This is a genomic window from Bacillus sp. NP247 (assembly GCF_018966865.1).
GTDB lineage: Bacteria > Bacillota > Bacilli > Bacillales > Bacillaceae_G > Bacillus_A.
In genome coordinates this window covers 469280-493542 of the sequence record NZ_CP076653.1, presented here as the reverse complement: position 1 = coordinate 493542, position 24263 = coordinate 469280, and the positions used below count along the sequence as shown (strand labels likewise).

Annotated in this window: 29 protein-coding genes and 2 pseudogenes; 28 read left to right on the top strand and 3 right to left on the bottom strand. The window is 33.5% G+C overall.

What is annotated here, in order from left to right:
- The first annotated feature begins 286 nt into the window (after window positions 1–286).
- Complete coding sequence (locus KPL75_RS02655) at window positions 287–736, top strand: VOC family protein (protein ID WP_219919297.1); 450 nt, start codon at window positions 287–289, stop codon at window positions 734–736.
- Window positions 737–883: 147 nt separating this feature from the next.
- Here the strand turns inward: KPL75_RS02655 and KPL75_RS02650 are convergent, their stop codons facing one another.
- Window positions 884–1966, bottom strand: a complete 1083-nt coding sequence (locus KPL75_RS02650) for an S-layer homology domain-containing protein (RefSeq protein ID WP_219919296.1) — start codon at window positions 1964–1966, stop codon at window positions 884–886.
- A 366-nt stretch (window positions 1967–2332) separates the two neighbouring features.
- On the opposite strand from KPL75_RS02650, the gene KPL75_RS02645 reads away from it, so the two are divergent.
- The 19 genes and pseudogenes from KPL75_RS02645 (at window position 2333) to KPL75_RS02555 (ending at window position 16925) form a co-directional block, all read left to right on the top strand.
- Window positions 2333–2755, top strand: a complete 423-nt coding sequence (locus tag KPL75_RS02645) for a hypothetical protein (RefSeq protein ID WP_219919295.1) — start codon at window positions 2333–2335, stop codon at window positions 2753–2755.
- A 25-nt stretch (window positions 2756–2780) separates the two neighbouring features.
- Window positions 2781–3086 carry a WXG100 family type VII secretion target gene (locus KPL75_RS02640; protein WP_219919294.1) on the top strand — a complete coding sequence of 102 codons (306 nt, stop codon included), beginning with the start codon at window positions 2781–2783 and terminating at the stop codon, window positions 3084–3086.
- 22 nt (window positions 3087–3108) lie between these two features.
- A complete protein-coding gene (locus tag KPL75_RS02635) occupies window positions 3109–3828 on the top strand; it encodes a DUF5081 family protein (protein WP_219919293.1) in 720 nt (239 codons plus the stop codon).
- Window positions 3828–4154: a hypothetical protein gene (locus KPL75_RS02630; protein ID WP_016105442.1), complete on the top strand. Its 327-nt coding sequence runs from the start codon at window positions 3828–3830 to the stop codon at window positions 4152–4154. Before KPL75_RS02635 ends, KPL75_RS02630 begins: the two co-directional genes overlap by 1 nt.
- Before the next feature lie 32 nt (window positions 4155–4186).
- On the top strand, window positions 4187–5965 hold the full coding sequence (locus KPL75_RS02625; protein ID WP_219919292.1) for an HNH endonuclease: 1779 nt from the start codon (window positions 4187–4189) through the stop codon (window positions 5963–5965).
- 14 nt (window positions 5966–5979) lie between these two features.
- Window positions 5980–6450: a DUF6985 domain-containing protein gene (locus KPL75_RS02620; protein WP_219919291.1), complete on the top strand. Its 471-nt coding sequence runs from the start codon at window positions 5980–5982 to the stop codon at window positions 6448–6450.
- 663 nt (window positions 6451–7113) lie between these two features.
- Window positions 7114–7896 carry a recombinase family protein gene (locus KPL75_RS02615; RefSeq protein WP_219919290.1) on the top strand — a complete coding sequence of 261 codons (783 nt, stop codon included), beginning with the start codon at window positions 7114–7116 and terminating at the stop codon, window positions 7894–7896.
- 158 nt (window positions 7897–8054) lie between these two features.
- Entirely contained in the window at window positions 8055–9290 is a 1236-nt protein-coding gene (locus KPL75_RS02610; protein ID WP_219919289.1) for an IS110 family RNA-guided transposase, read from the top strand.
- A gap of 77 nt (window positions 9291–9367) precedes the next feature.
- On the top strand, window positions 9368–9880 hold the full coding sequence (locus tag KPL75_RS02605) for an AHH domain-containing protein (RefSeq protein ID WP_219921054.1): 513 nt from the start codon (window positions 9368–9370) through the stop codon (window positions 9878–9880).
- Window positions 9877–10371, top strand: a complete 495-nt coding sequence (locus KPL75_RS02600) for a cytoplasmic protein (RefSeq protein WP_219919288.1) — start codon at window positions 9877–9879, stop codon at window positions 10369–10371. The genes KPL75_RS02605 and KPL75_RS02600 overlap by 4 nt, the downstream gene beginning before the upstream one ends.
- Window positions 10372–10958: 587 nt before the next feature.
- The gene (locus tag KPL75_RS02595) at window positions 10959–11744 is read left to right on the top strand and encodes a recombinase family protein (protein ID WP_219919287.1); all 786 of its coding nucleotides are present in this window, start codon (window positions 10959–10961) and stop codon (window positions 11742–11744) included.
- A gap of 156 nt (window positions 11745–11900) precedes the next feature.
- Window positions 11901–13136 (top strand): IS110 family RNA-guided transposase, encoded by a 1236-nt coding sequence (locus KPL75_RS02590; protein ID WP_219919286.1) that lies wholly within the window; start codon window positions 11901–11903, stop codon window positions 13134–13136.
- A 164-nt stretch (window positions 13137–13300) separates the two neighbouring features.
- Window positions 13301–13660 (top strand): type IV secretion protein Rhs, encoded by a 360-nt coding sequence (locus tag KPL75_RS02585; protein WP_258237005.1) that lies wholly within the window; start codon window positions 13301–13303, stop codon window positions 13658–13660.
- Between the two features lie 13 nt (window positions 13661–13673).
- Entirely contained in the window at window positions 13674–14150 is a 477-nt protein-coding gene (locus KPL75_RS02580; RefSeq protein WP_002128144.1) for a hypothetical protein, read from the top strand.
- Window positions 14151–14166: 16 nt separating this feature from the next.
- Window positions 14167–14568: an Imm48 family immunity protein gene (gene imm48 / locus KPL75_RS02575; protein WP_219919285.1), complete on the top strand. Its 402-nt coding sequence runs from the start codon at window positions 14167–14169 to the stop codon at window positions 14566–14568.
- 166 nt (window positions 14569–14734) lie between these two features.
- Window positions 14735–14888 (top strand): annotated as a pseudogene (locus KPL75_RS02570) (PoNe immunity protein domain-containing protein); the annotation flags it as partial.
- Window positions 14889–15093: 205 nt separating this feature from the next.
- Window positions 15094–15261, top strand: coding sequence for a hypothetical protein (locus KPL75_RS02565; protein ID WP_219919284.1), 168 nt, complete (start codon window positions 15094–15096; stop codon window positions 15259–15261).
- A gap of 239 nt (window positions 15262–15500) precedes the next feature.
- Complete coding sequence (locus tag KPL75_RS02560; protein WP_219919283.1) at window positions 15501–15830, top strand: hypothetical protein; 330 nt, start codon at window positions 15501–15503, stop codon at window positions 15828–15830.
- 768 nt (window positions 15831–16598) lie between these two features.
- Complete coding sequence (locus tag KPL75_RS02555) at window positions 16599–16925, top strand: DUF3895 domain-containing protein (RefSeq protein ID WP_219919282.1); 327 nt, start codon at window positions 16599–16601, stop codon at window positions 16923–16925.
- 93 nt (window positions 16926–17018) lie between these two features.
- Here KPL75_RS02555 and KPL75_RS02550 read toward each other — a convergent pair.
- Window positions 17019–17671, bottom strand: a pseudogene (locus KPL75_RS02550) (DNA alkylation repair protein).
- 300 nt (window positions 17672–17971) lie between these two features.
- Here KPL75_RS02550 and KPL75_RS02545 point away from each other — a divergent pair.
- The 7 genes from KPL75_RS02545 to KPL75_RS02515 all read left to right on the top strand — a co-directional run bounded on the left by KPL75_RS02545 (window position 17972) and on the right by KPL75_RS02515 (window position 22014).
- On the top strand, window positions 17972–18460 hold the full coding sequence (locus KPL75_RS02545; RefSeq protein WP_219919281.1) for an antitoxin YezG family protein: 489 nt from the start codon (window positions 17972–17974) through the stop codon (window positions 18458–18460).
- A 103-nt stretch (window positions 18461–18563) separates the two neighbouring features.
- Window positions 18564–19073: an ankyrin repeat domain-containing protein gene (locus KPL75_RS02540; protein WP_219919280.1), complete on the top strand. Its 510-nt coding sequence runs from the start codon at window positions 18564–18566 to the stop codon at window positions 19071–19073.
- A 28-nt stretch (window positions 19074–19101) separates the two neighbouring features.
- A complete protein-coding gene (locus KPL75_RS02535) occupies window positions 19102–19476 on the top strand; it encodes an immunity 22 family protein (protein WP_002199929.1) in 375 nt (124 codons plus the stop codon).
- A gap of 132 nt (window positions 19477–19608) precedes the next feature.
- Window positions 19609–19944 carry a DUF4064 domain-containing protein gene (locus KPL75_RS02530; protein WP_219919279.1) on the top strand — a complete coding sequence of 112 codons (336 nt, stop codon included), beginning with the start codon at window positions 19609–19611 and terminating at the stop codon, window positions 19942–19944.
- 112 nt (window positions 19945–20056) lie between these two features.
- Entirely contained in the window at window positions 20057–20386 is a 330-nt protein-coding gene (locus tag KPL75_RS02525) for a hypothetical protein (RefSeq protein ID WP_070128748.1), read from the top strand.
- A 56-nt stretch (window positions 20387–20442) separates the two neighbouring features.
- Window positions 20443–21399, top strand: coding sequence for a DUF3994 domain-containing protein (locus KPL75_RS02520; RefSeq protein ID WP_219919278.1), 957 nt, complete (start codon window positions 20443–20445; stop codon window positions 21397–21399).
- A gap of 156 nt (window positions 21400–21555) precedes the next feature.
- Window positions 21556–22014: a hypothetical protein gene (locus KPL75_RS02515; protein WP_219919277.1), complete on the top strand. Its 459-nt coding sequence runs from the start codon at window positions 21556–21558 to the stop codon at window positions 22012–22014.
- Window positions 22015–22184: 170 nt separating this feature from the next.
- Here the strand turns inward: KPL75_RS02515 and KPL75_RS02510 are convergent, their stop codons facing one another.
- On the bottom strand, window positions 22185–23432 hold the full coding sequence (locus KPL75_RS02510; protein ID WP_219919276.1) for an MFS transporter: 1248 nt from the start codon (window positions 23430–23432) through the stop codon (window positions 22185–22187).
- 221 nt (window positions 23433–23653) lie between these two features.
- On the opposite strand from KPL75_RS02510, the gene KPL75_RS02505 reads away from it, so the two are divergent.
- Window positions 23654–24235, top strand: coding sequence for a TetR/AcrR family transcriptional regulator (locus KPL75_RS02505; RefSeq protein WP_219919275.1), 582 nt, complete (start codon window positions 23654–23656; stop codon window positions 24233–24235).
- The last annotated feature ends 28 nt before the right edge of the window (window positions 24236–24263 follow it).

Genomic DNA, 24263 nt, shown 5'->3' with positions numbered 1-24263 from the left:
TTCATTTGAGTTGGACGGCTTGTTTTTTTACTGAACAATGAAAGGCTTAGCTAGAGATCCTTGTTAGTGAAGGTAGTATAGAGAGAAACTAACTACATAAAAATGTAAATTTAAGGATGGTGAATATATTGAATTTTAGGATTGGGACATCAGTTATAGAGCTGGATACCTATACATTTGAAGGAAAGAACAATTATACAAAAGTAGGATGTTTAAAAATATATTAATTTGTATGATAAAAACAAAACATATTTTAAAAAAATTAGAAAGGAGGGAGAAATATATAATGATACAAAGCATATATGAAACTCATTTACATGTAAGAAATTTAGAAAAGGCGATAGATTTCTATCAAAATAAGTTAGGTTTAGTATTCGCAAAAAAACTATCGAAAAGACGAGTTGCGTTCTTTTGGGTAGGAGAAAATAAAAAACAAATGCTCGGATTATGGGAAGTACATACTAATGAAGATTTCGAGATGAAACACTTCGCTTTTCGTGTAGATGTAGAGTTTTTAAAGACTTCCAAATTGTGGTTAGAGAAGCGTGGAATAGAGGTGGTAGGGAGTCAGGGGAAAGGAAATCAAGAGCCAATTGTCCAAAGGTGGATGCCAGCTGCAAGCGTATATTTTCTAGATTGTGATGGAAATAAATTAGAGTTTATTTCTATGTTATATGATGATCCAGATGAACTAGAATATGCAACGTATTTAAGTGAATGGAATGCGGAGCACTAAGAAAAATAAAGTGGAACTTTAATCAGTAGTAGTTTTACAGCTTTGTATTATGTTAAATAGATAGAAACAAAATAAAATCCCTCAAGAAAAGGCACGTTCTTGAAGGATTTTTTTATGCTTTATATATTTTATATTGCTTGTAACGTATTAATGATGTTCACTTTTAGATATTTCAGCGCGTTGAATATAACCATCAGAGAAGCTGAAGTAAAGAGAATAGCTTCCTCGATTATATATAAAGCCTTCACTAGTCATATCCGCTCCAATTTCATCTGGCTCACCAAACCACTCTTTTAATTCCTTGATAGATATATCCATTTTCACCCATATATATCTAGCGTCCGAAGGGTACATATCAATATAATAATTTCCGTATACTGCTGTATTAGGTGCATCACATTCTGTACATGGTGCTTGCTTCCAAACATCAGGTACTCCAAATTCTTTTTTTACCTCAGATATATCTTTACCCAATGCATTTAATTTAAATGGACCAAACGTCCCATCTTGTAAAGCTGTTGTTAACATTTGTTTCATTTCTTCTTTTGTATTGATGTTGAAATTATAATCTCTGTTTTTTGCTATTGCATTATATAAAAATTGTGCATACTCCTCACGTTTCACAAGCATGTTGCCATTGTAATTACCTGCCTCATCACCGTAGGATATTCGGTTACTACGTAGTGTATTTACAAATGCATAGGCCCAATGATCTTGAGGTACATCTTTAAAGTTACTTTGTCCTTTTGATTGTAATTGAAATGCTTTTTGTAATACTACTGCCATTTCATAACGAGTTAATGCATCATCTGGACGAAAAGCACCTGTTCCATCACCCGTCATAATTCCAGCCTGTACAATAGCTTTAATATCCTTTTCAAACATATGATTTTTAATATCGTTAAACATATTGCTCTGTTCATTGTTTGCTGTTAAACCTAAATGACGAGCGATTAAAGAAGTTACCTGGCCTCGAGTAATATTATCCCCAAAACCAAATTTTCCATTTCCATATCCGTTAAAAAGTCCTGCTGACGCTAAGTAATCAATAGCATCTTTTGACCAGTGGTCCTTTGGTACATCTGTAAATACAGTGTTCGCATTGCCAGCTACTTTATAGTTATTCGTAGTTGTTTGTGCGTTTGCTGTGCCTACCATCATTGTAGTTGCTAGTGCTGTGGTGATCACGAATCCCAAAATTTTTTTAGCTTTGCTTGTTTTCTTGCCCATTTGCGAAAGCCTCCCCAGTTTAATTTAACTTTATTAAATATACGTATTACACATATACATCTAATGCAGCTAAATGTACACATCGTAATTATAACATGTAAATGATGGTTATTTGTCATTCATTTCCTTAATGTGGATAAAATTTCAATAATCTATATGAAACTATAATTTTTAGATGATAAATATTCATTGCTATTTAATTGAAGAAAAATGCGAAAGCTTTTTATAAAATATGGAAATGTTAAAACCCCTTTGATAAAATAGCAATATGCAAAAATAATTATTTATAAATTCTCAATGTAATGAATATTCATGTTTAAATATACGAATTTAACTACGTAGTTATTGTAATAAAGGGGGAGAAAGATGTTAGATGAATTGTATAATGCTTTTTTAAATGCATCGGGTTTTACAGAAAGCGCGAGGAAACGAGATCAGTATGATAAATTACATGATTATTTAAAAGATCAAGAAAGAGAGTTAAAACGATTCATTCAAGATGCTGAATCAGCGAAGAGAGATTATGAGAGTAAAAGTAATGGCTTAGAAGCTAATAAAATTCCGGCAGTTGAATTTGAACAAAAACGTCATGAAAAGGATGAAGACTTACATACAGTATTATCCTACTTTAAAAGTGAATTAAGCGATGTTGGATCTGCGATAGGTACAGCTTATGCAAAGTATTTGGAATATAAAGCGAAAGCAGAAGCAGAAAAAGCGTCAGCATATGCTGCAGCGACCAAGGCTTTTGAAGAAAAGAAAAAGGAAATTGAAAAACTTATCCATTAAGCATACAAAGAATGGGGGAATCAACATGAGTGGTAAAGAGGTTGAAATTATAGGAAGTAACACTGCAAGTGCCATTTCTTACGCACAAAACATAGAGAACGGTATGAAGGATTCTTTAAATCAAGCGAAAAATTTAAAAGCATACGTTACATGTGCGAACTGGAATGGAAAAACGAGAGATGCCTTTTTAAGTTATCTAGATTTAATCATTCAATATAACTCAGAAATGGTAGAGGCATTTGAAGGACATACGAAAGCTTTGAAAGAGTTAGATAAAAGTATTCAAACGTACGGAGATAGATCGGAAGTAAGGGCGATAAAACAGTTGTGATGGAGAAATGAGGGATAAAAGAATGGGAAAAGAAATGAATTTTGCACCTGCTGAATTATACGTTCTCGCAGGTGCAGCGGGGGTTACGGATATATTTGGATTGCCAAACCGTGACGTAATTATTTTACTTGATGAAGAATGTGTCACGAAAGCAACTACGAGTTTAGAAGAAAAAGGCTTACTTACAAGTGAAAATGGAATTACCCCTGCAGCTTTTCAATTGATTGAGCTATTAAAGGAATATGAAAATTGTCATGAATACACGAGAATTAATAATGTATTAATTGGTTTTTTGAAACATGATAAAGATCGAGTGGCTGTATTAACAGAAGTAGAGCTAAATAAAAAATACGAGATCGACTACATACCAAAGCCAGACGTATATTTTTCCTTATTAACACGCATCCCGTTCTTGTTGAGAGAACCGAGGGAAATAGAAGATACATTTTTCTCAAAGAGAATGACAGAAACAGAACAACAAATATTTGAGGAAAAAGATTTATCAAATAAAGACGTTATAGCGATGGAAACGTATACAAGGCCTCGGAGTAATAGAGGAGGAAAATGGGAATGTTTCTTATATTTCACTGAAGGAGAAGATTACGTTCAAATAGATGTAGAACGTAATCGATATGACTGGGTGAGCCTCTATGCGGTGAATAAGAAATTGTATGACGTGTTAAAAATGCCGTATAAAAAATTAATTGATCCGAGACAATTCTCGTTAGGAGGTATTGAATAATGCAAGTATCAATGGGAGATGGCGGTTCTAGTGGTGGAGAAGAAGTATTAGTTAATTTTCAAGAACTACTTGATATAGTAATGAAGTTAGAAAACATATATACAATCCATGTAGACGTCATTGGAACGAATATTGAGAGTTTATTAAGCTGTGATTTTTATCAAAAAGGTGAAGCGATGAGAGTAATTGAAAAATATCCTGATATATTACACAAAACACTTGAATTTGCTGAACACTATTCTAGGTCGGCGACAATTGTAAGGAACGTATGTGTAGAAATGCTTGAAAAGGACGAACAATTACGTGAAATATTAAGTAAGTTGTAGAAATCACCATACGGCTGGGGGATGAAAACGAAATGGATGTGAAATATAGACCTGAACCATGGCAAAACATGGGAGATGGTATGAATCGAATTACAAAAGATGCACTCATAAAATTAGGGGACGCAAATGAATTATTAAAAAAAATTGATGGAAGAATACGAGATTTAGACACGGATGGTAGTATACATTTTAACCCAAAAGATCAATCGCAAAAAATCGGGGAATTACTCGAGAGCTATTCGACATTACAAAAATATTGCGGAGAAGCAGGGCGATTGGTCTCTGAACATATAGATAAACCTTTTTTAATAGAAATGGATAAATTCGCTCAAAAAATGAGAGATACATCTATTCTCAGTTTCAAAACAGATAACCGAATTGGCTCCACAACAACGACAGTATTACCAGACTCGCACGCGGGGTACGGAAGTGTACCACAAACAATAAAAACAAAAAAAGATAAAATAACAGTAGAAGATATTTTTAAAGATTCACCCGCATTTGATAACGTACTGAGAGAGGAATACAAAGAACTAAAAAAACAAAATCCAGATGCAAAACTAAATTATGAAGAATACAAGAAAGTAGTCCCATCCACACGAGGATTTGAATACAAATCGATAGAAGATGAACAGAAAAAACTAGAAATGGTGCGAGACATAGGAATAGGCGCAGGAATCATCATCACAACAATCCTTTGCCCACCACTCGGGGCCGCTGCCGCAGTTGTATACGGCGCTGTACAAATAAAAAGCGGTATTGACGGAGAAGACTGGGGAACACACAGGAAATTGAGCCAAGAAGAGCGGGTAGGAAACATCATTTTTGGCGGATTAGATGCAATCCCAGTTGTTGGAGCTGTAGGAAAAGGAGTAAAAGCATTCAAAGGCACGAATGAATTAGCTGATTTAGCAAAATTATTAAAATTCAAAGAAGGAATGCCTGGTTTTAATCCAAATTTGGGTAAAAATGTGGTACAATCGCTTAAGGAAAATAAGACTTTGAAGAATGCACTAGATGCTATGAAAAACACAAACATTCCAGTAGCAGTTAGGGTAGCAGATACTGGAATGGGAGTGAAGCTTCCTTATATAGAATATTCAACTGTTGGAGAAGTAACTGGAAAGTTTTCAAAGGCAAGTACGGCAGCTAAGGATGACGCTTATCAACTTGCTAAGGGTAGTGGTGGCTCAGGGGTTAGTAAGGAAGGTAGTGTGGCTAAGGGTACGGGTAATAGAGAGGCTGAAGTTCCACCTGCTTTTAGACAAACTGATTTTGCTAGTTCTTATGAAGCAAGGTATAATCAGACACCTTCACCAGTTAATTCGAAGGTTGAATTTGAAGGAATCAGAGGAGAATCTTTAAGTACGCTTAAACCACCACCAGACCCTATATTGAAACGTATATTAGATGAAGCTGGGATTAAAGGTATTCAATATAAAAATGGAGTTCCTGATTTTTCGCCAGTATCAAAGGCGCAGGTAGAAATCAATTACATGGTAGGTGGCACTGCTGGATATGGATCAGCAGCAAGACGTCTTAATTTTACTCAAGCTGATGAAAAATTGGCTGAGCAATTGAATAATTCTCCTGAATTAGCACGTAAGTTTGGGATGGAATCTGGTGGAATTACATGGAAACAAATAGAGAAATATCGACGTGCAAATAAGTTAACTTGGCATGAATTGAATGATGTAAAGATAGTGCAACTTGTACCAACAGAGATCAACAGCAAATTTGGACATCTTGGTGGAGTAGGTGAAATCAATGCAGGAGCGTTTATGCCAAATGGATTTGCTAGTAAACAATAAAGGAGATATATATAATGAAAATAAATGATGCAATTTTTGGCGAACTTGAGTTTAATAATTATGATTGGATTGGATATAAAAACATTGAGTTTTTTGGGAACGAAGTTAAGGTGGCGTTAATAGTTAGGGGAGAAGATGATGGTCAGTTTGAGGAAGAACAATATATGGCATATAATTTTTTAATAGAAAGATGGCAACAATTACAACAAAGTATTTTGGAGCCTATATTAGATTATTATAAACAAAAAAGATATGAACTTGGTTACGATGTTGAATCTAACGAAAATTATCCTTTAATAGAAACAGTTACTCAAATTCTCGAAAAAATAACCTTAGCTGGAATTTTTGTTCCAGATAATGACCTTATCGACTTTCTTGATATCGGACTTACGTTTGACTGTACATGGGATATGGAAAATGGATTAGGCCTTTGTCTTGTGAAAGGTGAAGTAACTGAGGTAGGTTATCAGGACGTTGTACTTTAAACTTTGGAGCCTATTTTTATAGAGACAATAAAATTGTTTTTTTAGTCATTCGGAATATATGGGCTGATTGAATTAAGGTATAGTTGAAGTGTACAAAAAAAGAAAAGGTCATTTTGAAGTACGCACTCCATGATGGTTGTACCATCATGGAGTACTATGTGCAATGATAGAATAGAAAACGAAATACGAGCTTAGGCGAGATGACATTTTACTGTGCGACGAATACAAAGACATGGAATGGACATAAAACTAACGAACTCGTACAAACTCGTAATTTTTAACGTAGTAGTTGTCACGACATATCAAAGGTGTCATACTGTCGCCATAAAACTTACAAATTTAATGCTACTTAAAAACACATGAACTTAAAGCACTTGATTGTCAATTAAAGGCAACAAGTGCTTTTTTGTGTTTTAGCGTAGAAATTTAAAAGAGTACTATAATTTTATAAATGCATTAAGTGTTAAATTTTTATTGTTGTTTTATAGATTGTAATGGCTATGTACAGTGTATGACGATAGTAGAGGAAAAATAAAGGGTTGTGTTATTTTTTGAAGTCATCGTACAGTGTGTTGTAACGGATGCATATTACGCACAAGTTAGCCGCAAAAAACGGGTAAACGTTACAGGGATTGTAATTGCTGTAACGGGAGGGAGTTTGATATGGAAGGGAAAGTTGTTGGTTATGTACGAGTTTCAACAGAAGGACAAGTGCGTGAAGGTTATAGCTTAACGTATCAAGTTGAAGAAATCGAACGGTACTGCACTGAAAATAAACTACAACTGCTTCACATATACGAAGATAAAGGAATTAGCGGAGCGACAGTAGATGAAGATGGATTAACAGTTGAACGTGAAAGCTTACAAGAACTATTGTCAGATATGGCATATCAACAAGTGAAGCACGTGATAGTACTCAATACATCTCGGTTATGGCGCTCTGATATGGCAAAAGTGTTAATACAACGAGAGCTAAAGAAACATGCGGTTGATGTGAAAGCAATTGAACAACCGAATTATAGTATATATGCACATGGCCCTAATGACTTTTTAGTAAATGGCATGTTAGAACTATTAGATCAATATCAACGTCTTGAAATTGCATTAAAACTAAGTCGAGGCAGAAAGAAGAAAGCAGAACAAGGTGGATATGCAGGTGGCGGTGTGATGTTTGGTTACAGGGCAAATAAAGGACAAAAAGTGTTAGAAGTGGATACTAATAAAGCAATCGTTGTACGTAGACTATTTGAGCTACGACACTTTTTTAAGCATTGGTCACTTACTCAATTGGCAGAAAGACTGAATATGGAAGGCTATTGTACACAGAAAGGGAAGCGGTTTACGAAAGTACAAGTGAAACGCATGTTAGACCGAGAGAACTTTTATCGAGGGGTATATACATACGGGCAAATACAAACAAATGGGAAACATCCAGCAATTATATAACAGTCTTACTTAAAAAAATCGCTCATTTTACTATATGTACTTATGAAATTATGAAAATGGATAGGCTTGCGTACCTATGCGCATCGGAAGATGAACGCTCGAACTAAGGTTGCCGACATTTTTATATATGACTAAATCATTGAATAGAGGGATGAGTTATGCATAATAGGCAGAACTATTTGTATGTAGGAGTAGATTTACATAAGGAGCATCATACGGCTGTTATTATTAATTGTTGGCAAGAGAAATTAGGAGAAATAAAATTTGATAATAAACCATCTGCATTTTCGAAGTTTTTATTAGAAGTAGAGACATATGTGTGTGATGGGATAACTGTTGTATTTGGTTTAGAGGATGTTGGTGGTTATGGAAGAGCGTTAGCGAAATATTTAGTAGATCATGAACAAATAGTGAAAGAAGTAAATCCGGCTTTATCATTTTTAGAACGAAAAAGCCAAGTGATGATACAAAAAAATGATAGTTGGGATGCGGAATGTGTAGCACGCATACTGGTAAACAAATTTAATCAATTGCCAGATGCAAAGCCAAACGATTTATTTTGGTCGATACAACAACTAGTATCAAGAAGGAATGCATTAGTAAAAGCACAAAGTGCGTTAAAGAACCAACTACATATTCAATTAAACCATCATTATCCAAGTTATAAAAAGTTTTTCTCAGAATTAGATGGGAAAACAGCATTAGCGTTTTGGCAGCAATATCCGTCACCCTCTTGTTTAGAGAGGGCGAATATAAAGCAATTAACAGCTTTTTTATTAGATGTTAGCAACAATACATGTTCAGTAAAGAAAGCAAGCGACATATTAAAACTTGTAAAAGAAGATGGACAAACAATGAAAGAGTATCAAGAAATGCGAAACTTTTTAGTAAGAAGTATTGTACGGGAGATTGAGTTTAAAAAGAAGGAAATGAAATACATCGAAAGAGAATTAAAACAGCTAGTAAATCTACTAGATTATCAATTAGAGACGATGCCGGGAATAGAACTTGTGACGGCATCAGCATTAATAGCTGAGATAGGAGATATAAGACGATTTCTAAATGCCAATAAATTAGCACGATTTGCGGGGATTGCGCCTGTTTACTTTGGTTCTGGTGGGAAAGGTAAGACACATAAAAGCAAACAAGGAAACAGGGCGTTACACGCTTTATTTTATAATTTAGCTGTACAGCAAGTGCAAGTAGCGAAAGGAAGTAAGTTACCTAGAAACCCAGTGTTTCATGCATACTATCAAAAGAAGCTTAAAGAGGGCAAAACCAAAGGACAAGCATTGGTATGTATTATGAGAAGACTTGTAAACATTGTATATGGCATGATGAAATATAAAACAGCTTATGAATTGCCGGTAGTGGAAGAAAAAGAAGTAGTTTAATAAGGTTTACATGGTTTGTTTTTTTATTGTGAGGGTTTAAGATTACAACATAGGGTACGGGTGAAGCTACTAGACTTATTCCAGGTACCCCTGGAAAGGTTACAGGAGGTAGTTCTACAAAATTAGGGCAAAATTTATTGGAATCCATGGGGCTTCCACGTTCTGCATCACGGAAAGGATATCAGGCGCAACATATAATACCTAAAAACTTAAGAAATCATCCGGTATTAAAGAAAATTGGAATGGATATGGATCATGCTGATAACGGGATATTTTTACCGATACCAGCAAAAGATCCAAGTGCTTTGTCTAGGCATAGAGGATTTCATAGTGTATATAATAATGTGGTTAAAGATCATTTAGATAAATTAAATATCAATCAAAGTATTAAGGAGTTGGAACAACAAGTATTTGAATTGCAACAAAAATTAAAAAAAGGTACAGAAAGTGGCTTGCCATTATACAAATCAAAGGTATTAGAAATTGGTATTGAGAAGTTTTACAAGACAAAATTAAATGAAGAAATAAAGATTTGGCAAAGAGGTGGCGGCGCTACTGAAGAACTTTGGGAAAGGTGGATAAATAAATGAAGTACGGAAAAAACACTCAATTAGTCGAAGAGGTTATTAATTTTATTACAAATTTACAACTTTTTCATAATGAAAACCTTCTAAATCGTGATGTTGTTATGGTTAATGAGTATGAAAGAGCACAAGAATTGGCATGGTCTCAAGATTTGGATGAGGTTGAAAACGTTTGGGAAGATATTAAATCCTCAGAAGGTGGGGAAATAATAGGACAATTATATGAGCATGATTTAAACTCTATGGAGCGTCCTATAAGGGAGATTATTCAATCATCCGAGAACTATCCAGGTGATTTTGTATTACAATATATTGATATTTTTGAAGAAATAATTGGAGATTTACATATGTGTGCACTAAATCGTTTAGTAAATGGAAAAGTTGATAATTTTTATGAAAGAATCTTTGAGGTTTATAAGCTTGGGGGATGGCCTTGTGGATGGGAAGGTGAATATCCAGAAGGGAGAATGATTGTATATTCACCAGATAAAAAATAAAGTATATTTGTAGTGGAAAGAAAAACAATAAGTGGTTTAAAAGTAGAGACCCATGATGGTTGTACCATCATGGAGTATTACGTACAATGATAGAATAAGAAAACGAGGTACGAGCTTAGGCGAGATGACATTTTAACGAAAGATGAATATAAACGCATGGAAGAGACATAAAATTAACGAACTCGTACAAGTTCGTTAGTTTTAAATTAATATTTGTCACGATATATATAAGGTGTCATACTATTATTATAAAACTTATAAATTAAAGCTACTTAAAAACAGATGAACTTAAAGCGCTTGATTGTCAATTATGGCAACAAGTGCTTTTTTGCATTTTAGCGTAGAAATAAGTTGGTAAACGTATAATTTTATAAATGTATTAAGTGTTAAATTTTATAAACTGTAGTGGCTTTGTACAGTGTACGACACTACTAGAGAAAAAACTATTGTAAAAATAAAGGGTTGTATTATGTTTTGAAGTCATCGTAAAGTACGTTTTAACGGATTTACGTTACGAACACGTTATCCGCAAAAAAACGGATAAACGTTACAGGGACTCAAATCACTGTAACGGGAGGGGATTTATGATGGGAGAGAAAGTAGTTGGTTACGTACGAGTTTCAACGGAAGGACAAGTACGTGATGGGTATAGTTTAGCGTATCAAGTAGAAGAGATTGAACGTTACTGTAACGAAAATAATTTAGAATTACTTCATGTGTATGAAGATAGAGGATTAAGCGGAGCGACTGTTGATGAAGAGGGATTAACAGTTGAACGGGATGGACTACAAGAGCTATTGTCGGATATGGTGTATAAACAAGTAAGCTATGTTGTTGTGTTGAATACATCACGATTGTGGCGTTCTGATATGGCGAAAGTATTGATACAACGAGAACTAAAGAAACACGAAGTAGATGTGAAGGCAATTGAACAATCAAGCTATAGTATTTACACACATGAGCCAAATGACTTTTTGGTGAATGGCATGTTAGAGCTATTAGACCAATACCAACGACTTGAAATTGCATTGAAGCTAAGTAGAGGTAGAAAGAAGAAGGCTGAACAAGGTGGATATGCAGGTGGTGGTGTATTGTTTGGCTACAAGGCAACAAAAGGACAAAAGGTGTTAGAAGTAGATGGTGAGAAAGCAGTAGTTGTACGTAGACTATTTGAATTACGACACTTTTTTAAACATTGGTCACTTACGCAATTGGCAGAACAATTGAATGTGGAAGGCTACTGCACAGCGAAAGGTAAACAATTTACGAAAGTACAAGTGAAACGCATGTTAGATAGAGAGAATTTTTATCGTGGCATGTATAAATACGGGAAAATACAAACAAAAGGACAACATGCAGCAATTATTTTATAAATTCACTTAAAAAATTAGCTCATTTTACTATACATACTACTAGAGTTATGAAAAATGGATAGGCTTGCGTACCTATGCGCATCGAAAGATGAACGCTCGAACTAAGGTTGCCGACATTTTTATATATGACTAAATCATTGAATAGAGGGATGAGTTATGCATAATAGGCAGAACTATTTGTATGTAGGAGTAGATTTACATAAGGAGCATCATACGGCTGTTATAATTAATTGTTGGCAAGAGAAACTAGGAGAAATACAATTTGATAATAAACCATCTGCATTTTCGAAGTTTTTATTAGAAGTAGAGACATATGTGAGTGATGGTATATCAGTTGTATTTGGTTTGGAAGATGTTGGCGGCTATGGAAGAGCATTAGCGAAATATTTAGTAGATCACGAACAGGTAGTAAAAGAAGTAAATCCAGCTTTATCATTTTTAGAACGAAAAAGTCAAGTGATGATACAAAAAAATGATAGTTGGGATGCGGAATGTGTAGCACGCATATTGATAAACAAATTTAATCAATTACCAGATGCAAAGCCAAACGATTTATTATGGTCAATACAACAACTGGTTTCAAGACGGAATGCATTAGTAAAAGCACAAAGTGCATTAAAGAACCAATTACATATTCAATTAAACCACCATTATCCAAGTTATAAAAAGTTTTTCTCAGAGTTAGATGGAAAAACAGCATTAGCATTTTGGGAGCAATATCCGTCACCCTCTTGTTTAGAGGGGACGAATATAAAGCGATTAACAGCTTTTTTATTAGATGTTAGTAACAATACATGTTCAGTAAAGAAAGCAAGTGAAATATTAAGGCTTGTGAAAGAAGATGGACAAACAATGAAAGAGTATCAAGAAATGCGAAACTTTTTAGTAAGAAGTATTGTACGGGAGATTGAGTTTAAAAAGAAAGAAATGAAATACATCGAAAGAGAATTAAAACAGCTAGTAAATCTACTAGATTATCAATTAGAGACGATGCCGGGAATAGAACTTGTGACGGCATCAGCATTAATTGCAGAAATTGGGGATATAAGACGATTTCTAAATGCCAATAAATTAGCACGATTTGCGGGGATTGCACCTGTTTACTTTGGTTCTGGTGGGAAAGGTAAGGTACATAAAAGCAAACAAGGAAACAGGGCGTTACACGCTTTATTTTATAATTTAGCTGTACAACAAGTGCAAGTAGCGAAAGGAAGTAAGTTACCTAGAAACCCAGTGTTTCATGCATATTATCAAAAGAAACTTAAAGAGGGGAAAACAAAAGGACAAGCATTGGTATGTATTATGAGAAGGCTTGTAAACATTGTATATGGCATGATGAAATATAAAACAGTTTATGAATTGCCGGTAGTAGAAGAAAAAGAAGTAGTTTAATAAGGACATGGTTTGTTTTTTTATTGTGAGGGTTTAAGATTACAACATAGGGTACGGGTGATGTTGGTAAGGGAGCCAGTGGGGCTAATGAATTCGATGATATCTTAGTTGATTCATACAAAAATCTGAGGAAAAATAAAGAAATTTCAGGTCAAGCACATCATTTGAATCAAGATGCTGCTTTTAGAGACTATATTCCAAGAAATGACGGACTTTCTGTAAAATTGGAAGGAAATATATTTAAAGATATAGATAGCCCCCATTACAATGCTCATAAAAGTTTAGAAGATTTTTGGAATGTTTACAGGAAAAATGGAGATCTAGCAGGGCTTAAACCTAATTTAACAGACTATAACAATACATTGAGAGATTCTTTAATTAATGCAGGGTTATCAGAAACACAAGCAAACAAAGCAGTTTCAGAAGCGATCAAGCAACAAATAAATGCTGGTCTTTTGGCTGATGATTTCGTACCTAGAATACCGGGGAGAATTAATTTACCTAAACCAAAACCAAAACCTTGATGGAGGAAGTAAAGTGAGATTAGAAAATGAAGTCGTGAAGTCTTTATGTAGAATTGATTTTTTATCACACACTAGGAAATTAGAAATTGATTTTGAGATAGTACCAACTTTAAAATTGGCTAGTAAAAGTATTAATCAATTAAAGTGGGAGAACCTTTGTTTAGATAGAATAGGAGATGTTACTTCACATTTATCAAAGAATTATAAAGAAATGTATAATAAAAATTGGAATAATTTAGCGATGGATATAAAAAAAGAAATTATTCCCATTGTTGATAAAAAATTGTCTGTTCTGATTAGTGAAGGACAACTTTTAGAAAACATGAAAAGTCAAATTTTATTTGATATAATGAATATCGCACTATATAAAAGTTATTCTTTAGTATGCGAGTCTGAATTTTATAATTGTTTATACGAAATATATATAAATGGTTATATTCCATGTGGGTGGACTGGAGAATATCCTAAAGGAAATATAAAAGTTATATGATAAGGAGTGAATTTTTTTGGAAGAAAATAAAGATTTCCTTAGTGAATGTATGAATATTATAAACACTACCATATATAAGGTTTTTAAAATAGACATCAATGATGAACAAGAAAAGCAAATCTTAGGTGCATACCTTTTTGGAATGTTTAATGGATTAGGACACGAAAAAAATATTAAACCTGTTGACATACAAGGTGCTATGATTCAGATTTTAAACGAAAAACTAAATTATTCTTTAGAGTCTGCTGTTCAATTTAGCCAGTTTCTTATTAATTCCACAGATAAAAATTTCCATCCTACTATGTTTGCTATTATCCATAGAGGGTTGGAAGGATATTCCATGTGTAAAGATGGTAGAAATGAAGAATTATCACGAGATTTTCATGATATTATTGAAGTTGTTAAAACAGCAACCTAAATTAAAATTAAGATAGTATGTGCTATTTCACTAGATTCTATGAGCGAAGGAGAAAGATTTTTAAAGAATAAAGTGAAATGGCTAAAGCAAATGATGGGCATGTTAAACTAGAAAGCGGTCGAGATAATTCAAAGCCAATTATTATATTGAAAGTTTCTTGAAAACTTATTCGGAAACATGGTACGATGCACATGAAATTTATAGTGGTTACTGGAGTTTTGAAAGTGGAGCAATCGCAAAAATTTAAAAATTAGATGACTCAACTTTGAAAGATACTTCATACTCCCCCCTATGATATGGTGCATTACCAAGAAAAATAAATGTAAGAATCCACAGTGATAAACTTTTACACTGTGGATTTTTTAAATTTGTGTTTAAGTACCTACTAAGGGTACGGGTAAAGGTAGTAAGAAAATCTCTGATGTTCCTCATGTAAAAGAAGCAAGAGATATTATAGCAAAGAGAACAAAAGGATTAGATTTAAATCAGCATCCAACTACGACAAAGTAAATGAGTTCTAAGAAAATGAAAGCATTAAGAGATAAAATTGATAATAGAACTATTACAAAACAAGAGTATGCAGACTACATCTGGAATAAGAAATTTGCTAAAAGACGGGATAAAGGAGTTAAAGAATTTTGGTACCAAGAACAACAAAGAATATTAAATAATGAACCGCTTACTCGAGAGTAGTCTCAAGAACAGTTAAAAGATATTCTTGCTGGTAAAACTCCTAAATTTGATGGTAAACCAATTGCAGGGCATCATAGTTATAGTGCTGCAAAATATCCGCATCTCGCTGATAAGGGAGAAATAATCTATCCAGTAACTTTTCGTGAGCATTTTTACGGATGGTATGGAAGAAATTGGAGGAATAGTATTCCAGGTGAGCCAATAATACCAATTAAAGACTTTTAAGGAGGTAAGAATTTATGGTGAAGATGAGACTGGAAATTGATGATGATTCAAATAAATTAAAGTATGTATCGATTATCAGACAGAATAATGGAGCAAGTATTCAAGATATTAAAAGAAATATAGAAGATAATAATGTGGTACTAGAATGTGATTATTTTGATACAGATGAATTAAAAGACTTCAAAAAAACAATGGAGGCTTTAATAAGTAAGGGGGCTACTGTACATTTGTTTCAAGATAATCGAGCGGTTCAAATTGATTATATAAGTAACCTTATTAGTTCATATGAACAAATTGATGAAGACAGAGAAAAGCTAGATGATAGAATTTTAGGTAATGATTAAGAGAGATTAGGGTATTGAAATATACATTATCAACTTTATGTATTGAATAGCGAAGAAAATAATAATAATTATGCTGTTGAAGATAAACACACATAAACGTATATGTAGATGAATAAAGATAAAGTATATTTGTAGTGGAAAGAAAAATAATAGGGTGTTTGAAAATATGTACTCCATGATGGTTGTACCATCATGGAGTACAATGTGCAATGATAGAATAGAAAACAAAGTACGAGCTTAGGCGAAATGACATTTTACTGTGCAATGAATATAAACACATGGAATGTATATTAAATTAACGAACTCGTACAAACTCGTAAGTTTTAACGAGTAGTTGTCATGATATACAAAAGGTGTCATACTGTTACTACAAAACTTACAAATTTATGCTACTTAAAAACAGATGAACTTAAAGCACTTGATTGTCTATGAAAGGCAACAAGTGCTTTTTTACGTTTTAGCGTAGAAATTTAACAGAGCACTATAATTTTATTATGTAAACTTTTTCTGTTTTTTCACATAGTGTATACAACTAACAGGGAGGGAAATGTTCACTATTATTTTCATTTCTATTATAACGAATTCTACAATAGAAGACAGAACGTATATTTGGTATAATTGAAACATACTATATGGAATTACGGACATGAGTTTGAAATTCATGTAATAAGGTAAGTACTACATAACAATAAATAATATTTAAAGTTCCAGTACATATAGGATTCAGTTCATGTTATCTAAATCAATTGTGAGAAAGGAAAAGATGTAATGAATCAAATTTCATTTGAAGATTTATTTGAAGAAGAAAAAGAAAAGGTGGAGGTATCCGAGATACCCGTACCGTTATCGCCATTGCAAAAAGCTATTTTGGAATTACTTAATTCTGAAGAAATAAGTGCACTTGAGCTATGCGAACGATTAATACGATCTGGTAAAATACCCGATGAAAGATTCACTACGAATAAGCCGAAAGCATATGGGCAAGTATGCTTAATATTAGAGGGTTTTGTTACGGAAGGGAAGCTTATTTTTATCAAAAATGATGAGAAAAGGGATAGGGTATATAAATTGAAAGAAGAAGTTTCTAACGGATAAGATGTACAGTGGGAAATGAATGATTGGTTCCCCGTAACTTTTAATATCTACAAAAAGGGTGTCAATCTTGCTTAGATTGACACCTTCATACTTTTAACATCTTACATATTTACGTTTGAAACCAAGTCTTCCTCTATCAACTTCTTTCTGAATACTTTCGTGAGCATTTAGTAAACTGCTTTTTTTCTTATCACGTTTTACTTCAACTATACCAACTTCTTTTGCAGTCTCGACTGCCTTTTCGTGTAGTGGTACATATGAAATTGCCACAGTGTTTAAAAAATTATTCATAGCGGATTTTGTTCGTTCTGGCGAATCATGAATTGTATTTTTCACCATTTCAAGCATATCGGAAATTTTGCTTTCGGAAAATTCATTGTCTTTGCGATTTCCTAAAAGCCAACAGTAGCAACTCCAGCCTGCAGACATTCTAAGCTCGTCCCCACTTGCAATCCATTTATCAGCAACGTCTTGTGCAATATTTGATTCTGATAAAGTTATTGCTACTACATAATCAGACAGCATATAAAAATACGCCCCGTCCATCCAGCGATCAAAATCTGACTCATTCATAGCTTTTGGATCCGCGATAATGCCTGCAAAGTACATAGTATCGTAGTTACCTGTGGAATAAAGTTCCTCAGCTAACTCTTGATTTGATTTAATTTTATTTTCTTAGCGATTGGTTTCATAGCGCCCGTAGCTACGCCGAAAACTGGCTCGTGCGCACCATTAGATATGTATATTTTTTTCGTTCGTTCTTTACCGAGGGCTTCAAGCTCTTACATAACTGTTTTAAAATCCATAGCTGTGCACTTCCTTCCTTAATATAAAGACAATTTTAATTGTAATCATCTAGTTTGTATTTTGTATTAAGTCTTCCATACTTCTCAAATTTAATAATAATTGTATTCAAGAGGCATGTTTACTTTCTATAGTTTCTCGACATTCGGTCTGATTTTTGAATGAAATGAAGCCAGAGCTAATCGGGAGAATGGTATAATATAGAAAAACTGGACGGGAAAAATTACATAGGGGGAATTTAATTGGAAAAAGAGCTGAATAGGTTATATAGAGAGGTAGCGGAAACGGTTAATGAAATGATTCCAGAAGAGTGGGAGAAATTTTATTTTTATGCTCAAATATCAGAAACTGGAGGGGGAACATACTTTTTCTATAACAACCTCAGAAGTAAAGAAAAATATAAATATAGTGTGGGAATTCCTTTTAAATACGAAGTTGATGAAGAGGAATTTGAAAGGAAAGAAGACTCTTTATATAAATTGAGTAAGGAATTAAGAAATGTTTTCAAAGATAATCAGCAAAAACTTTGGTACTCCTTTACGATGTCTCTTGAACATAGTGGGAAATTTAACATGCATTTTGATTATACAAATTGGTTCGATACAGAATATAGTTTTAGTGATCAAATGATTATTTGGAAACATAAATACTTAGGCGAAGTACCAATTGATGAAAATGCTAAAGCGCTAATTAATAAGTATGATAATGAATTTCCGAATAATCCTATTTAACTGAATAGAAAGAAGAAATGGTTTTTATAAAAATCACGAGTTTTAAAGTAGTTGATAAGTTATAGAGTTAATTCTACAAGATAAGAATTAAAGGAGAAATACAATGGATAAGATTCAAATTGCGAAAAGAATTAGAGAGTCTATAAAGAGTGGTCAATTAAACACGTTAAGAGATTTACTTGAGAGAGAGCCGAAGATGTTGGAATATGTGATGCCATTTGGTACGTGGTTACATGTAGCGACAGCGCATGGACAGTTAGAAATAATAGATTACTTAATCAATTCAGGAATTAATATTCATGCAAAGGGTGGGACTTTTTCTACAAATGCCCTTGAAAGAGCTGCTACGAAAGGATATCTACATATTGCAGAGGATCTCATTAAACACCAAGTTGAAATAGACACTAGTGAGCCGGATCGAAATCCTCTGTTTGCTGCAATACATAGCAGTCATTTTGAAATCGTTAAATTGCTAGTTATGAATGGTATAGATATAACGATAAAATATTCTGGTAATAATATGAAAGATATGGACGCTTATACGTTTGCTGTTGAAAGAGGAGAGATGAAAATTGCTGAATATTTAAAGTGTAAGTTGAATGAGAAAGTATAATATATTTTCATAGTGGAGGACGCTATTAATGGAAGTACATGGAATGGTTTCAATATGGTTAGGGAATATGGAAACGCAAGATCAGTTAGATGTATATATGGAGGTTACATATGATGAAGAAGGAGACTCTATACCAGCAAGGTTTTTTGTTGATTTTAATATTGATATGATTGATGTAGATGAGGATTTTATTGAAAAGGAAGTGTTAGAAGAAGCGAGTGATGATATTTCTGTGTTGTTAACGGGATGCTCATATGATGATAAAATACTTTCTCGAATTAAGGAAGAAGTTAAATTAAAGAAATCCTATAATTCTATCGTATTAATTTATAATTTTCAGTATGACAATGCCGTTAGTAATTTTGAAGGCTTTGATTTTGTAACTGCTACAAGCTATCTATAGTTGTGAGAAAATCATAGTAAGGTAAGGAAGAATAAAAAATGAATATGTATAGTTTTCCCAATAAATATTTGGTATGATGGTGAATGGGAAAAATATACAGATTGTTAATGGTTAATAGAAGGGGGGATTGTATTGAAAAGAACACCTGAATTCGTATTAGGTTTAATTGGTGGTATTTTGGGAATTATAATTTCTATTATTTTAATAATTGTAGCCATTAATGTTATGGAAGGTTTTGATTACAAACTTTTGGCTTATTATTCTATTGTTTTAACGGTTCAAATAGGGTTATTCGTTTTAGCATGTTTAGTAAATAAGGTTAATAATAAAGCTTATGGAGTTTGTATGATCGTGGTTCCTATAGTTATGTTATTTATGTCATTATTCTTTTTGTTTATTCCAGTAATTTTACAAATCATTTCTGGTTCATTTGCATTTAGGACATTAAAGTTAGAATCTAATTCATGATTATGAATTAAGTTTGGCTTTTGGTGTCTGTATATTCGGAACATTATGCGTTATCGTATGTAGTTCAAATTAAAATAAGATACAAAGTTGTATGTTTTAGGAGGAGAAACAAATGATTATTTGGTCAGGTTGGGGTTTTTTAGTCGCAATTATTGTAATTATTAATACTCTTTTGGGTAAGGTTTTCTTTGAATCTATAACGGGAGACGCTACATATTTTCAAGAACATAGTTGGCCAATGGCGGTAATGTTTATTATATCAGGGGTTATGTCTTGGTATTTAGGAAAATATATTAATAAGCCAAATGGGAAAATTTATATAGATGCCGAAACTGGTGAAAAAGTTATGTTTAACAAAAAGCACTCACTATTTTTTATAAAAATGGAATATTGGGGACCGATTTTAGGAGTTATTGCGATTGTAACTTTAATTACAAGATAAAAAAAGAGGATGGGTATAGTAAGAGTAATCTATTCAAGTAGAAGGAGAAATCAGTCATGAATGCAAAGAAACTACTAGGGGTAGCAGTTCCGGTCATGTTGTTATTTGGTTGTGGAGTTTCTGAGAAAACGAACACTTCTAAACAGGAGAAAACGGAAGAGTCTAAAGTAAAAGAATCGAAGTCTAATAGTAAGAAAGAAAAAGTTTCGAAGGAAGATTATCCTAATAAAGTGTATAAATTAGGGGTAGAGTTTGATAAGTTGTTTGCGGAGCATAATAAAATAACAAGAGAGGTTTTTGACGGTAAGAAAAAGAAATCAGACCTAGTAGATAGTGTGAAAGAATTAAATAAAATGTTAGATAAATTCGAGTCGATAGATCCCCCTGCAGAGTATGTAAATCAACAAAAGGATTTTGAAAAAGCAATTAGTTATTTTAGAGAGTCTTTTTCTTTAATAAATGAAGTATTCACCCGAAAAGAAAAAAGAGAAAAAGGTGATAAGACTGATAAAGAGTTAATCGAGAAATCCGAAAAGCTAGTGAAAGAAGGAGATATTTACTGGCTTAAAGCATTCAAAAATCTTGAAGGGGATATTAAAGTCGGTGACGGTACAGTATCTATGAAAGATTTGAAAGAGTTAGATAAGAAAGCTGGAATTAACACGGATAACGTTATGAAGAATGTGAAAGATGGTACGGAATTAATCGGTAATTGGGGATTCAAAGGAACAGACGGTTTCAATATGTCACTCATTCTAGAAGGTGATAAGACATTTGAAACGTATGGTAAAGGTGAGTATCCAAATAAAAAGAATTATATTGAAGGAACTTGGGAATATGATAAGGAAGCTTTTACAATCTATTTACATCTCAATAAACGTTTAGTAGACGGTGTAGAAGATACAATTCAAAAAAAGAAAATAGCATATAAAGTTCAAGATTATGATGGGGAAAACTTACGATTATTTAATGAGACGTCATTCAATACAATTAAGTATGTGAAGCAAAGTTAAAGTTATGTAGGGACTAGGTTTAAATGGCATAGTCCTTAATTAAAGTGTGAGTATGTAAATAATAGGTTATCTTTGGTTCTGTCTACTTAGTATCATGTTATTGTTTAATAAGGTAATAAATGAAATTTAAACTTAAACATGCGAGGTTGGTTACAAATGATAAAGAAATTTACTAGAGTAGTATTAACGGTGGTTATGCCAATCGGTCTTATTGCAGGTTGTGGAACTGCTGAAAAAACTGAAGCAAAAGAGCCGAAAGCGGTACAAGCGGAGAAAAAGGATTATACGGATTACTCATACGGTAGTAAAGGTATATTAGTAAGCGGAAAAGCGAAAGAACGTCTACAATACGAGGTTGGATATATGGATGATAACAAGTTAATTGGGATTGATGAAAATATTGAGGACTGTATTATTTTAGATAATAAAGATGAAGCTGGTTACATTTGGAAACAAATAGAGCGCGGATCTATTATTGAAGTGCAATATGGTAAGGACCACAAAGACATCGTAGGGGTACAATTAGTAGGAGATCGTAAGCCATACGAAATTAGTGATAAGTTTGATCGAAATACGATAAACGAGATTGTCGGAAAAGTTAAAGGTAGTTTGTAATAGATGTATTTCGCTAGTATATGATCTATTATCATGAAATGGCGAATCGCATACATAAAATTTGGAATCAACGGCATTTTTAATATGAAAATGCCGTTGATTTATTTTAAAAAGTAAATGGTATTCTATAATCTTGTAGAAAAATACGTATTAAAAAATATATAAATGAATTATTCTTCTTTTAGTTGTGATGATCGTCGTAAGGTCATTGTCCAGAATAAAAGAGCACAAGCACTAACGGATGCACCTAATATACAAACTCCGTTCCATCCGTAGCTTGCATAAATGTTTGTGGAAAGAATGGCGCCTGTAGCACTGCCGATAGAATAAAAAATCATGTAACTGGCAGTGAGGCGACTTCTCGCTTCTGGACGCACTGTGAAAAGCATACTTTGATTGGTGACATGTACAGCTTGCACAGCTAAATCTAAAAGGATAACACCGATAACTAGTAGGAATAGAGAATGGTTCATTAATTTAATTAGGAGCCATGAAAGTAATAATAAGGATAAGGCTATGCCAGTAGTTCTTTCTCCGAATCCGCGATCAGCGAGTTGTCCGGCCTTAGTGGCAGCTAATGCACCAGCAACTCCAGCAAGACCAAATGCTCCGATAGCTGTATGTGATAGATTATACGGTGCAGCACTTAGAGGTAAAACTAATGAAGTCCATAAAATACTGAAGGAAGTAAAAATAAGCAATGCTAATATTCCGCGAATACGTAAGATCTTTTCTTCTACAAATAATAAGAGAACAGAACGTAATAAGTTACGATAGGTCATAGCTGTTTTTTTATGTTCAAGATTAGGTAAATTACGATATAACAACCCAATTACGAAGAGCATAAGTACAGCAGAGGTAAGATAAACGGAACGCCATCCCGCTAAATCTGTTAATGTTCCGGCAAATGTACGAGCAAGTAGAATTCCTATTACGACACCGCTCGTGACGAAACCTACTATTCGCCCACGGTCTTTTGGGTTAGCTAAAATGGATGCGTATGCGACGAGTGTCTGCGTAACAGTCGCAAGAATTCCGACTAAGGCCATACCTATAAAAAGTACGGTACTGGAAGGAGCGACTCCGACCACAATTAAAGCGAAAACGGATAAAAGCATTTGAACAATGATAAGTCTTTTTTGGTTTAACAAATCACCAAGTGGAACTAATAAAAGTAATCCGAGTGCATAACAAACTTGAGTAATCGTAATAACGACACCAATAGTTGAATGGTTGATCTTAAACGCATTTGATAAAGAATCAAGTAGAGGATGAGCGAAGTATATATTCGCCACAGCCATCCCGCAAGCTATTGAAAATAATAGAGTTATATAGCGGGGCATGATTGTATTGATAGGTGATTGGAACTGATCATTATTCTGTGTAAGAGCAGTTGTCATTTTTTCTTTAGCATCCATAATATCATCTCCTTTTGTTTTTAAAATAATGTATCGAACGGTATGTTATTTCGTAAGTCAAATATAATCAGGGATAATTTGCTATGTCAAGTGAATTGTAAATTAAATTCAGTTTCTTTTGACATATCATTTATAATTTAATACGATATATAATATACTGATTAGTACATAAAAACGTGATTTATAATTTAGAAAACAGGTGAAAAAAGAGGAGGGATTAAATGGCCCGACTACGTGAATTTGATAAAGAAAAAGCTTTGGATGCTGCTATGCAACTTTTTTGGGAGAAAGGATACGCTGCTACTTCATTAAGTGATCTAACTGCTAAAATGGAAATACAAAGACCGAGTTTATATGCGGCATTTGGTGATAAAGAAGGGCTGTTTGAAGCTGCATTACGGAGATACACAAATATACACGCGGCTAGTATTCGAACAAAACTTCAAAAAGAACAATCTGTAAAAAAGGCCATTCGTACATTTTTTGAAAATATGGTGGAAGAGGAATATAAAAAAGAATCAAATAAAGGCTGTTTTTGTATTAACACAATGGTTGAGATTGCCCCTCATAATGAAAAATTTGAAGTGCTGACTAGAGAACATCAAATGTATCTTTCAGTTATATTTCAAGAATTAATTACTAAAGGAATTCAGTCAGGAGAACTGCAAAGTGATGTGAATGCTAAAGCATTGGCACAAACGCTAGTCACTTCATTAATCGGATTAACAGTGTTAATGAAATCTCGTCCAGAACGTTCAGTTGTAGATAATTCGGTATGTATCATATTATCGTTACTAAAATAAATGTAACAGAATCGTATTTCAATCAACT